Below are 12,114 nucleotides of genomic sequence, written 5' to 3'. Positions count from 1 at the left end.
AAGAATTCCTCCTTATAGAGACTTTGTCAATCCACCATCAATGATGAGGGTTTGACCTGTCATATATGTATTGGCTTCAGATAAAAGAAAAGCCGCATATGCTGCAAATTCCTCTGGCTGTCCGTAACGGCCCAGCGGAATCATACGTTCAGCTTGTGCTTTGATCTCTTCAACCGATTGTTGCTCCTCTTGTGCACGGTGTTTGTCCAACTGTTTCACGCGCTCTGTTTCAATTTTCCCCGGGGCTAAGGTATTGATCAAAATGCCATCTTTGGCAAGCTCCTGGGCAGCTGTTTTTGTCCAGCCGGTAATGGCCGGTCTAAATGTATTCGACAGCATCAAGCCTGGGATCGGTTCTTTGACCGACATAGATGCAATATTTAACACTCGTGCACCTTGTTTTTTTAAATACGGCAAGGCTTCTTTTAATAACCGAATATAGCTGAGTAAATGAAGCTGAAAGGATTCCATCCAATCTTCATCTGTTAAGGTTTCAAGTGTTCCTGTTTGAGGACCGCCTGTATTGTTCACTAGTATATCAAGACGGTTTTCATCACCTGCTGCTGCGACGACAAGCGCTTTAATTTGCTTGGCATCAGATACATCACATACTTGATACGTCAGCTTCCCTTTTACAAGCGGGGATAATTCTTTGACCGCTTCTTGCAGCGTTTGCTCATGTCTTCCCGAGAGCATCACATCTGCTCCCTCTTTTGCAAGCTGAAAGGCAATGGCTTTACCGATACCTTGACTGCTTGCAGCGACCAATGCTTTTTTTCCAGATAGATTAACATGCATGTTGGCACCCTCCTCTGTTCATATTTTATCATACAAAAAGAACCTTGCTCACATGGCAAGGTTCTTTTCTGCAAGATTATAGTTTAAACCGATTGACTGCCTGACGCAGTGCCTGACTTGATTCGTTCAACATTTCTGTTGATGTTTTCGTTCTTTCTAAAGCTTGTACTTGTTCGTCTGTGGAAGCATGTACTTCCTCAGCTGAAGCGGCGGATTCTTGTGAAATGGCCGCAATACTTTGAATGGAATCATTCATTTTCTGCTGTTCTTCAGTCATTTCATTGATTTGTGTATGAATGCTGTCAATGGAGCCGACAAGTGCCTGCATTTCCATTGTGATACTGCTGAGTGCCTCACCTGTTGAATTGATGGCATCACCTTGTTCTTCATTCATTTTGCTTGCTGCTGTCATCGCTTCAGCTGCCTTTTTCGATTCATCTTGAATGAGTTTTACGGTTTCACTAATATGTTTCGTTGATTCTGCAGATTGTTCAGCCAGCTTTCTGACTTCTTCTGCAACAACAGCAAATCCTCTTCCGCTTTCTCCTGCTCTCGCTGCTTCAATACTTGCATTCAGTGCGAGTAAATTCGTTTGATCTGAGATTTCAGAGATCGCTGTTACGACGTTTTCAATATTTTTTGTTTTATGCTCAAGGTCAAGCAGCATTTGCTCTACCTTCTTCGATTCTTCATTCGCTTGTGTTGATTTTTGGACGAGCAGACCAAGAGCATCAAGTCCTCTATAGCTTGCATCTTCCGATGATTTTGAGTTGGTTTGCATTTGCGTGGCAAGCTCACCCATATGACGAACTTTTTCATACAAATGCTCTGATTTTTCATTAATGGTTTCCGCTTCTGATGCTTGTTTCGTCGCTCCTACAGCGACCTCTTGAATAGCCGTTGCAATCTGTTCACTAGACAGCAAGGTCTCGTTTGAAATTTGGGTCACTTCATCCGTTGATTTCACAACCTGATCTGAAGACTCTTTCACTTTTTCAATTAAATCCCTGATGCCTTCAGTCATTTGATTAAAGCTTTTCGTCAGGAAACCTATCTCATCCTGAGACTTCGACTCAAGCGAGCTGGTTAAATCGCCTTCAGACACTTTACGAACATGCTCGATGAGGCGTTTAATTGGTGTTGTAATGCTTCTAGCCAATAAGTAGCTTAGAATCATGGCAAGTATAATGGCAATGACAGAAATAATGATACTTGTCTGATTCATTTGTTCAGTAATCCAAAGAAGTTTCTTTTTCTCGAAGCTCACACCGATCGTCCAGTTGGCCTCTTTAATTTTTGAGATGACGGTCAGCTGTTTGTCATCATCAATACCCGAGTTGTCGATCGCTTTTTTCACAGAAGCGACTTTTGAGATATTTTTTCCTTGCTCTGTTGGATGTGCCAAAATGGTCCCTGTGCCGTCAACTAAGAAAGCCGTTCCCATATAAGGAATCTTTTGTTCTTTTATATAAGACTGAATGGAAGCCAGTTTCAAGTCAAGTCCAGCGACACCAACTACTTTCCCGTTTCGTACGATCGCCTTTGTGGCTGAAACGACCATTTCATTTGTTGCTTTATCAATGTACGGATCTGTCCATAGGACGTCGTCAGGCTTTTCAGCCGCTTGAATATACCAGTCTCGTTTAGACGGATCATACCCTTCACCAAAATCGGACTCCGGGAAAGCGAACATTTTACCATCACTTGTTCCTATATAAGCAAGCGAGATGAGTTCATCCTGCTCCTGCAATCCTTTTAATTCATCGTTTTCAAATGCCAATGTCTGTTTTGTTTGTTTCTGTGCAAAATCTTCAGTAAGTGTACTTGTTGCCAATTTGTTAATCGTATCACCGTAATTCTCAAGCTTTAGTGCTATGATGTCTCTCATGCTTTCTGCCGTTGCTGCTGTCGTTGTTTTCGCATCTCGTTCAATCAGTGGTCTTAATACTAAATTGGAACCCACTTGAACTGCGACAACGGTTAAAATTAAAATAACTGAGATGAAAACAGCTATTCTCACTTGAAGTTTCTTAAACATCTCATCACCCCTACATCCTACTTTCGCATCTTAATGTGTATATCGGCAAAATTGGTACCGCATTCAATAGTTGTAAGAAAATTTAAATAGAAAAAACAAGCCATAATGACTTGTTTTAAGTAAAATATTCAATTTTTGCAGACGGAAAGTACTGTTCTATATATGATTCTAATGTCTGTCTAAGTTCTTGTTCTTCATCTTTTTTATAGATATATTTTCCAATTCCGTATCTACCCCACTTATATCTTCTCTTTTCTTCATCTAGTTCTAGTTTTGTTTTTGGATAGTTTTTTTGGATGACACGCTTCGCCGGTTTTGTAAAACGGTGCTGAATCATTTCAAAGGTGATATCTTGTCTCACTTCTTCAGGAAGAGCTGCATCGAGTTTTTCAAATAGGACTTTATAGCCCTCTTGCCACCCTTCATGAATGTAAATAGGGGCAATAATAAAGCCCAGTGGATAGCCTGCTTTCGCTACCTTTACAGCCGCTTCAATCCGCTGATCGAGTGGTGATGTGCCAGGTTCGAAATATTTAATGACATAATCGGCATTGATACTAAAGCGGAATCTTGTTCGTCCATTGTGTTTTGCATCTAACAAATGGTCTACATGATGAAATTTCGTAACAAAGCGTAGTTTGCCAAGATCGTTTTGACCAAAGTATTCAATCGCTCGTTTGAGTGTGTGAGTCAAATGGTCAATTCCGACGATATCAGATGTACACGAGGCTTCAAATCGCGTGATATCAGGCGCACGCTCGTTCATGTACTGTTCAGCCTGATCTAAGATCTCTTCTACATTGACATATGTGCGAATGTACGGCTTACTCCCCATAGTCGTTTGCAGGTAGCAATAATGGCAATGCCCCATGCATCCTGTCGCAAACGGAATGGCATACTCTGCAGATGGTTTAGATGTATCAAATTTTAAGGTTTTTCTCACGCCGATAACGAGCGTCGACTTTGCATTACGGTACTTTTGCAAATCATTTTTCCCCGGAATATTTCTCACTTGGTTGTGTGAGGTTGTTTCTCTAATTTCAATTCCCATGCCTTCAAACTTTTCTTTCAGCTCTTGTCCTAATGGGTACTCTAGCGCCCGAGGTTCAATATACACAAGCTGGGGAACGAACGGTTTGATCATAATTAGCACATCCTTACCTTATAGGTTCATATCGTTACTTTAACCTCTCAGGATGGCTTCTATCCTTTCTAAAATCTCCCTTATTCAAACAGATCTTGATAAAGGGCTTCTGCTTCTTCGTATGTTGGAAATACGGCATCATCAGGGGCTAATGGGTGATATGTTTCAAGTAGAAATAGCGCAAGCTCTTGCTCATTGTAAGGATGTGAAACGATTTCCGCTTCTTTAATTTGTGCGACATTGGCTGCATGTGGATTTCGATAAATCACATATACTTGATCACCTGGCTTATAGTTAGAGAAAGACAAACTGGTCACCTCCATTTTTTATTTTAGGATGCCCTTCTCTTCATGCGATATGACTGATTATGATAAAATTCGACAAAAAAACCAGACAGTTTGACCTGTCTGGTTTACATCACCTAGTTATGTTGAAACGTTTTTTTCACGAAATCAACCACTTCTTCAGTTGTACTCAGTGATAAGATATGCTCTTTAAATGATGCAGCTTCTTCCTTAGAAAGCTTGCTTAACTGCGTTCTTGCTGGAAGAATCGATGTTGCGCTCATTGAAAATTCATCTAATCCTAATCCAAGTAGGAGCGGGATTGCGATTTCATCTCCTGCCATCTCACCGCACATGCCAACCCATTTACCTTCTTTATGCGCTGCTTCAATTACAAGCGTTATGAGGCGTAAAATAGCTGGATTGTATGGCTGGTAAAGATAAGACACTCGTTCGTTCATTCGATCAGCAGCCATTGTGTATTGAATCAAATCATTTGTTCCAATACTGAAGAAATCTACTTCTTTTGCAAATTGATCTGCGATAACAGCTGTTGATGGAATTTCTACCATCATTCCGATTTCAATGGAATCAGATACTTCTGTACCAGCAGCAACCAATGCTTCTTTTTCTTCAAGTAAAATAGCTTTTGCTTCTCTAAATTCTGATAACGTCGCGATCATAGGGAACATGATTTTCAAGTTTCCATATGTACTTGCACGAAGTAACGCGCGTAGCTGTGTTCTGAAAATCTCCTGCTCTTCAAGGCAAAGGCGGATCGCTCTATAGCCAAGGAACGGGTTCATTTCTTTTGGAAGCTGCAAGTAAGGAAGTTCTTTATCGCCACCAATATCTAGTGTGCGGACAACCACAGCTTTGCCTTCCATCTTCTCTAAAACGGTTTTATACGCATCGAACTGCTCTTCTTCTGTTGGGAGCTGATCTCTGCCCATGTATAAAAATTCTGTACGGTACAATCCAACTGCTTCGCCGCCATTTTCAAGTACACCTTTCACATCTTCAGGTGTTCCGATATTTGCAGCTAGCTCTACGTGAACGCCGTCTTTTGTGACCGTTGGCTGGTCAACAAGTTTCGCCCATTCCGCTTTTTGAGCTAAGTAGTCTTCATGCTTTTTTTGATACGCTTTCACTTCATCTTCAGAAGGCTGAATGATGACGTCTCCGCTAATACCATCAACAATGATCAGATCATTGTTTTTCACCGTTTTTGTTGCTTCTTTTGTTCCAACAACGGCTGGAATCTCCATTGATCTTGCCATAATTGCTGAGTGAGAAGTACGACCACCGATATCTGTCGCAAAACCTTTGACGAATTGTCTGTTCAGCTGAGCTGTATCAGAAGGTGTTAAATCTTCAGCAATGATAATGACTTCTTCAGAAATCATACTTGGGTTTGGAATGTCAACGCCTAGCAAATGACCAGTGACACGTTTTGTAACGTCGCGAATATCCGCTGCACGTTCTTTCATGTATTCATTGTCCATTGCTTCAAACATTGTAACAAACATTGTTGCTGTTTCTTTTAAAGCAAATTCAGCATTTACTTTATCCGATGTGATTTTATCCTTCACTGGGTTGAGCAGCTCTGGATCACTTAACACAAGAAGGTGTGCAGAAAAAATATCCGCTTTATCTTGGCCAAGTTCTTTTAGCGCATGCTCTTTAATTGCTTCAAGTTCTTGCTTTGAAACATGAATTGCTTCTTCAAAGCGTTTCACTTCTGTCTCTGGATCATTGATGTCTTTTTGGTGAACTGTTAAATCTGGTTCTTCCAGACGATATGCTTTTGCAATCGCAACGCCTGCTGAAGCACCGATTCCTTTCAGTTGTTGCATTACTCGCCTAGGCCTTCACTTTTCATTGTGTCTTTTAGCGCAGCAAGTGCATCATTTTCATCAGAACCAGAAGCAGAGATTGTGATTGTAGCACCTTTCGCAATTCCTAGAGACATTACACCCATAATAGATTTCAGGTTCACTGTTTTACCATTATATTCTAAGTTGATATCAGCATCATATTTACTAGCAGTTTGTACAAGAACTGTTGCAGGACGTGCGTGAATTCCAGAATCTGCAGTTACTTTGAATGTTTGTTGAGCCATTTTTATCAATCTCCTTTTTATACATTTCATACATCCACAATATTATATCATACTGCCGAGCTTGTCATCTAACAAGAACGGCAGTTATGAAAATTATTTTGAAATTTTCATGATGTTTTCTTGGCCAGCTTTGATTTCACCGGATTCTTGAAGGTCAATAAATTGTCCTTCACTTAAGTTTGTAAATACAATTGGTGTCATTAAAGATGGTACTTCTGACTTAATTTTATCAATATCAACCTCTAAAAGTTTTTGACCGATTTCTACTTGGTCTCCCTCTTGTACAAATGCTTCAAATCCTTCTCCTTTGAGGCTGACTGTATCAATCCCGAAGTGAATCAAGATTTCAAGTCCACCATCAGACTGGAGGCCGATGGCGTGTTTTGTTGGGAACACATTTAAGATTTTTCCTCTTACTGGTGAAACCACTGTTCCCTCTTTTGGCAAGATAGCAAAACCGTCACCCATCATTTTCCCTGAGAATACTTGATCTGGCACATCTGTAATTGGATGCAGCTCCCCTGTAATTGGTGAAGCAAACGTTTCTTCCCCTTGTTCGTTTTGAAGCGGTTTTGCAATGACTTCTTCAACCTGCTGACTGACTTCTTCTTTTGCAGAAGGGTCTTTCGCTGGTCGAGGTGTGCGCCCTGCAATAATGTCTTGCATTTGTGTTTTTAAATTATCAGAGCGTGGTCCAAAGATGGCCTGGATGTTATTCCCTACTTCAAGGACACCTGAAGCGCCAAGCTTTTTCAAGCGGTCTTTATCCACTTTTTTCTGATCATTTACAGTGACACGTAAACGCGTAATACAAGCATCTAGGTGTTTAATGTTTTCTTGGTCACCCATTGCTTCAAGAATTTCATAAGGTAAGTCATCGCCTTTTCCAGATTGAGCGCTGCTTGCACCGTCAGCTGCTTCATCTTCTCGTCCTGGCGTTTTCAGATTAAACTTGCGAATCGCAAATCTGAATCCGAAGTAGTAAATGACAGCCAGTACGAGACCGACTGGAATAACAAGCCACCAAGCGGTTCTATTCGGCAGGATACCAAATAGGAAGAAGTCGATTAACCCTCCTGAGAAGGTCATCCCGATTTTCACGTTTAGAATATCCATTATCATAAAGGATAATCCAGCGAATACACAGTGAATCGCAAATAATATCGGTGCAACAAACAAGAATGAGAATTCAAGCGGTTCAGTGATCCCTGTTAGGAAAGAAGTAAGGGCCGCTGATCCCATAATTCCTGCTACAAGTTTTTTATTCTTAGGTTTTGCTTCATGGTAAATCGCAAGTGCTGCTGCTGGAAGTCCAAACATCATGAACGGATATTTCCCTGTCATGAATGTCCCAGCTGTCAGCTGAACACCATCTTTGATTTGCGCCATGAAAATACGCTGGTCACCACGGATAATATCTCCTGATAAGCTCTTATAGCTAAAAAATTCATACCAGAATGGTGCGTAGAATATGTGGTGCAGACCAAACGGAATTAATGAGCGTTCAATGACACCGAATACAAAGGCAGCTAGCGGCTCATTCGCTGCAAGCAGTCCAGTTGAAAATGAGTTCAATGCACCTTGGATTGGCGGCCAAATGACGAGCATCAAAAGCCCTAAAATAAGTGCTGAAATCGACGTAACGATTGGAACAAAACGCTTACCAGCAAAGAAGCCAAGATATTGCGGGAGCTCAATTTTGTAAAATTTATTAAACATATAAGCGGCTAATACCCCGACAATAATCCCGCCAAAAACGCCGGTAGACAAGGTCGGTATGCCGAGCATATTCACATACGCTGGATGACTTTCCTTAAAGAACTTAGCCAATTTGATTGAATCGGATGGAATGGAACCGTTGGCCATTAATACGGCACTCATCGTTACGTTCATGACAAGGTAACCGATGATCGCGGCAATCCCTGCCACACCGTCTCCATTGGCAAGACCGATGGCAACCCCTACAGCAAATAGGAGCGGAAGATTCGAGAAGACAATATTCCCCGCATTCTCCATAACACTAGCAACAAGCTGAATTGTATCATTGCTTAAAAATTGAGCGACATCAATCAGCTGCGGATTTTGCATCGCATTTCCGAGTGCTAGTAAAATACCAGCAGCAGGAAGGATCGCAACTGGAAGCATAAGTGCTCGTCCAATTTTTTGCAACACACCAAAAAGTGATTTAAACACTGGTTGAACCTCCTTTTGTTTTCGCTTACAACATGCATTTCAATTACACACTGACGTACATTTCATAATTAACCGTTTACATTTCACTTTCAGAACACAAAAAAGGCATGGTGATATAAGGTTGCGCAAATAACAGGATCTTATCCTGTATTTACCTTAAGTCACTCATGCCTGATCGAATCAGTTACACGTTTCAAGGAAACTATGAAATTTTATTCGTCAATCTGTACAGGTGAAGTGTCAAATAGACAGCTTCGGCATCTTGTACAGGTTTTTTCAATGCATGTTGCAAAATTTTGATCATTTTCCAAGCAGTATTGTAGCATAAAGGATATTCATTTTTCAATAGATGAAGCAACTTTTCTGGCTCCTCTAATGATTCTTCCCGTTTAATACGCTCAATCGAAAACGTAATATGGCGCAGTAAGCGTAAATAATGAATACTTTCTCTATCTACTTTCATATGAAATGCATCTTCTATGACTTGGACCATTTGTGTCATGAGCTGCGAATGACGGTTGACCTCGGATAAAGGCCGGTTCGTTAAAGCAGAGTGAATGTGGAGCGCAATAAACCCAATCTCTCCTTCGGGCAGCTTTGTTTCAACATCTGGCCGCGCATTTATCAGTTCCACGACTTCCTTTGCGACCTCGTATTCTTTCGGGTATAAGGATTTCGTTTCAAGCATAAAAGGATTGGTGATATCATAGCCTTGTTTAACTCGTTTAAAACTAAAGGCAATATGATCTGTCAGTGCAATATGAATATGCTCATTTAAACGATGCCCCATTTTTTCTCGTATATGATAAATGACGTCATTGGCAAGCTCAATCATGTCCTCATTAATGTGGTGCAGCAATTGTTTGTATTCTGTTTGCTCTTTTGTATTCTTTAACACAAACATTTTCTCAAATGCCGCTTGATCGAGAACGTCACCCGATTTTTTCCCAAAGCCGATCCCTTTATCAATCAGGACCACTTCGCCTAAAGAAGGGTGTTTTGCGATGATGACATTATTATTTAACGCTTTATCAACGGTGAAGGATTCCATGAACATCCCCACCTCCTTCTTATTCAATCCTTCTTATCGTACAAAACAGATGAAACGTGCGTCAACGATTGTTTTTCAAAATAGTCGTTGTGCGCTCAACGAGTCGATATGACAGCACCCTTTTTTCTGGTGCCTCACCTTGTAATACTTGGTTGAACAAGTCAAATGCTTCCTGCCCCATTTGTTTGAGGGGAATGTCTATACTAGAAATCCCCAATGCTTCACTCAATTGATCGTTTTGAAAGCCAAGTATGGCTGGTGATTCTCCAACGTTTATTTGGTGACGCTGTGCTTCTAGTAAAAAACCTGCTGAGACATCATCGTTTGTAATCAGTAAAGCTGTCGGACGATTTTTCATCTCTTTCCATTCTGTAAATAATTGCTTGCCATCAAAAATGGTTAGTTTTCCTTCAATGACCCATTCATCATCAATGTCCTGCCCAAGCGACCGCATCATTTCTTGATAAGTCTGAATGCGAACTTGGCTGTTCTCCCCTTCTGTTCTAGCAAGAACGATTGCGATTCGCTCATGACCGCATGCCGCTAAGTGTTCAAGCCCTTCCTTAAAAGCCTGATCATGCGCAATCGATACCGATGAACATGTATCATGCGGAGTAGGATGACAAAAGATAATAGGACCAGATTCCTGCCACTTTAAAATTTCTCGATCACTTAACGCATTTGAGCAAAAGATTAAACCATCCACACGCTGCTCTTTTAAGCTCATTAATGCTTCTTTTTCCTTTAATGGGTCATATCCTGTTTGAAACAATGCAAAATGCATTCCGCACTCCTGTGCTTTCTCTGCAATCCCTGTGACAATTCCGCTGAAATAGGAGTGATCAATTGTCGGAAGTACAATTCCAAGCATATTGGAATAGCCCTTTGCTAAATGCACTGCCTGAATATTCCGTGTATATTTGAGCTCTTTCATCGCACTAAGTACGCGCTCTCGCTTTTCTTCTTTGACATAAGGATGATCATTCATCACTCGTGATACGGTGGTAACCGATACACCCGCTCTTTTCGCAATATCCCTTATGTTAGGCATTTTTTCTCCTACTTTCTCTTGATATGGTAAGCGTTTCATACTTTAAGATGTATGTGAGCTGAACAAATCACTGGGTGGAAAGGGGAATTCAAGATGGGTATTATCATATGGATCATATTATGTTTGACTATTTTGTTTTCTGCTCGATTCGCACTACATCCTTTAGGAAAAGAACATAAAATCAAGCCGTTTCAATCAATTGATGATTTTTTTGTTGATAAGGATCGCAAAGAGTGACAAAAAAATCACGATGACGCTCCCAATACTTGGACGTTCATCGTGATTTTTTTCATTACTTGATGATCGTCAACTCTTTTGGATAATTGGTTAAGGTGACTGGGCCATCTTTTGTAATGAGAACATCGTCTTCAATTCTAACCCCGCCGACTCCTGGTACATAAATACCCGGCTCGATCGTATAGACCATCCCTTCTTTTAGAAGGTCATCATTTGCTTGACTCATAGAAGGGAACTCATGAACAGAAACCCCGAGTCCATGCCCTAGACGGTGCGGGAAGTATTCGCCATATCCTGCTTCTGCGATCAGCCCTCTTGCTTTTAAGTCAAGGTCACCAATTCTCACACCCGGCTGGCTCATATCAAGTGCTGCCAATTCGGCTTTCAAGACGGTGTTGTAAATATCTTTTTGTTGTTCAGACGCTTCTTGATAGATGAAGGTTCTTGTAATATCTGAACAATAGCCATCCACAATCACGCCGAGGTCAAATAAAACAAAATCACCTTTTTTCAAGGCTGCCTGCCCCGGATTTCCATGAGGTTCTCCTGATTTTTCTCCGAATAGTACCATGGTTGAAAAGGACATGCCCTGAATGCCTTTTTTCTTCAGTTCATATTCGATGACAGCAAGAACTTCGGTTTCCGTCACCCCTTCTTTTAGGGCATGAACCCCAATTTTGACGCCTTCGTCTGCCAATTGAGCTGCTTTTTTCAATGTTTCAATTTCAGCTTCGTCTTTAATTAGTCTTAGCTGATTGAGCACATCTTCTGCCCGGACAAATGTTTCTGCCCCAGTGACAGCTTGGAGCTGCTCTGCTCTTTGCAAAGGAATGGATTCTTTTTCAATCGCTAGGCGAGCCGCTTTTACTCCTCGTTTTTCTAGTGCCTTTTGTATGAAATCAAAGGGGTTTTCATGGTCTTCATATCCAATGAGATCTCCAGCCCATCCCGCATTTTTTGCTTGCTCAACTTCCATCTTAGGCAAAATGAAAAATGGATCTGCTTCCTGAAAAACAAACAGCCCCATCACTCTTTCATGCGGCTCTGTGAAGTATCCAGATAGATAGAATACATTCTCCTTTGTATGTATAAATGCACCTTGAATGTCTTTTTTCTTAAGCCAAGAAGACAAGTTTTTCATTCGATTCATCGTGATCCTCCTCACACGTTTGACTACTGATCTATTGTATCAGTTT

10 protein-coding genes are annotated in these 12,114 nt (G+C 41.0%); all 10 read right to left on the bottom strand.

What is annotated here, in order from left to right; all coding sequences use genetic code 11:
• Positions 1–12: 12 nt before the first annotated feature.
• The 10 genes from MKY11_RS06630 to MKY11_RS06585 all read right to left on the bottom strand — a co-directional run bounded on the left by MKY11_RS06630 (position 13) and on the right by MKY11_RS06585 (position 12,068).
• Positions 13–798: an SDR family oxidoreductase gene (locus MKY11_RS06630; protein WP_342501960.1), complete on the bottom strand. Its 786-nt coding sequence runs from the start codon at positions 796–798 to the stop codon at positions 13–15.
• 76 nt (positions 799–874) lie between these two features.
• Positions 875–2,836, bottom strand: coding sequence for a methyl-accepting chemotaxis protein (locus tag MKY11_RS06625; RefSeq protein ID WP_024719660.1), 1,962 nt, complete (start codon positions 2,834–2,836; stop codon positions 875–877).
• A 115-nt stretch (positions 2,837–2,951) separates the two neighbouring features.
• On the bottom strand, positions 2,952–3,980 hold the full coding sequence (gene splB, locus MKY11_RS06620) for a spore photoproduct lyase (protein WP_342501959.1): 1,029 nt from the start codon (positions 3,978–3,980) through the stop codon (positions 2,952–2,954).
• Positions 3,981–4,060: 80 nt separating this feature from the next.
• Positions 4,061–4,303 carry a transcriptional regulator SplA domain-containing protein gene (locus MKY11_RS06615; protein ID WP_034646394.1) on the bottom strand — a complete coding sequence of 81 codons (243 nt, stop codon included), beginning with the start codon at positions 4,301–4,303 and terminating at the stop codon, positions 4,061–4,063.
• Positions 4,304–4,401: 98 nt separating this feature from the next.
• Positions 4,402–6,120, bottom strand: a complete 1,719-nt coding sequence (gene ptsP, locus MKY11_RS06610) for a phosphoenolpyruvate--protein phosphotransferase (RefSeq protein ID WP_008348058.1) — start codon at positions 6,118–6,120, stop codon at positions 4,402–4,404.
• Positions 6,120–6,386, bottom strand: a complete 267-nt coding sequence (locus tag MKY11_RS06605; protein WP_003211078.1) for a phosphocarrier protein HPr — start codon at positions 6,384–6,386, stop codon at positions 6,120–6,122. The genes ptsP and MKY11_RS06605 overlap by 1 nt, the downstream gene beginning before the upstream one ends.
• Positions 6,387–6,479: 93 nt before the next feature.
• Positions 6,480–8,579 (bottom strand): glucose-specific PTS transporter subunit IIBC, encoded by a 2,100-nt coding sequence (gene ptsG / locus MKY11_RS06600; RefSeq protein WP_024719659.1) that lies wholly within the window; start codon positions 8,577–8,579, stop codon positions 6,480–6,482.
• 202 nt (positions 8,580–8,781) lie between these two features.
• A complete protein-coding gene (locus MKY11_RS06595) occupies positions 8,782–9,636 on the bottom strand; it encodes a transcription antiterminator (RefSeq protein WP_017359435.1) in 855 nt (284 codons plus the stop codon).
• A 55-nt stretch (positions 9,637–9,691) separates the two neighbouring features.
• Entirely contained in the window at positions 9,692–10,681 is a 990-nt protein-coding gene (locus MKY11_RS06590; protein WP_256689214.1) for a LacI family DNA-binding transcriptional regulator, read from the bottom strand.
• A 292-nt stretch (positions 10,682–10,973) separates the two neighbouring features.
• Positions 10,974–12,068 (bottom strand): Xaa-Pro peptidase family protein, encoded by a 1,095-nt coding sequence (locus MKY11_RS06585; protein ID WP_342501958.1) that lies wholly within the window; start codon positions 12,066–12,068, stop codon positions 10,974–10,976.
• Positions 12,069–12,114: the final 46 nt, after the last annotated feature.

This window comes from Bacillus sp. FSL W7-1085, from assembly GCF_038595035.1.
GTDB lineage: Bacteria > Bacillota > Bacilli > Bacillales > Bacillaceae > Bacillus > Bacillus altitudinis.
This window is presented reverse-complemented; position numbering and strand designations above follow the sequence as displayed.

Bases quoted from the DNA above. Each gene is read 5' to 3' on its own strand.
- MKY11_RS06630 (WP_342501960.1), bottom strand. From the start codon at position 798: ATGCATGTTAATCTATCTGGAAAAAAAGCATTGGTCGCTGCAAGCAGT.
- MKY11_RS06625 (WP_024719660.1), bottom strand. From the start codon at position 2,836: ATGTTTAAGAAACTTCAAGTGAGAATAGCTGTTTTCATCTCAGTTATT.
- splB (WP_342501959.1), bottom strand. From the start codon at position 3,980: ATGATCAAACCGTTCGTTCCCCAGCTTGTGTATATTGAACCTCGGGCG.
- MKY11_RS06615 (WP_034646394.1), bottom strand. From the start codon at position 4,303: ATGGAGGTGACCAGTTTGTCTTTCTCTAACTATAAGCCAGGTGATCAA.
- ptsP (WP_008348058.1), bottom strand. From the start codon at position 6,120: ATGCAACAACTGAAAGGAATCGGTGCTTCAGCAGGCGTTGCGATTGCA.
- MKY11_RS06605 (WP_003211078.1), bottom strand. From the start codon at position 6,386: ATGGCTCAACAAACATTCAAAGTAACTGCAGATTCTGGAATTCACGCA.
- MKY11_RS06595 (WP_017359435.1), bottom strand. From the start codon at position 9,636: ATGTTCATGGAATCCTTCACCGTTGATAAAGCGTTAAATAATAATGTC.
- MKY11_RS06590 (WP_256689214.1), bottom strand. From the start codon at position 10,681: ATGCCTAACATAAGGGATATTGCGAAAAGAGCGGGTGTATCGGTTACC.
- MKY11_RS06585 (WP_342501958.1), bottom strand. From the start codon at position 12,068: ATGAATCGAATGAAAAACTTGTCTTCTTGGCTTAAGAAAAAAGACATT.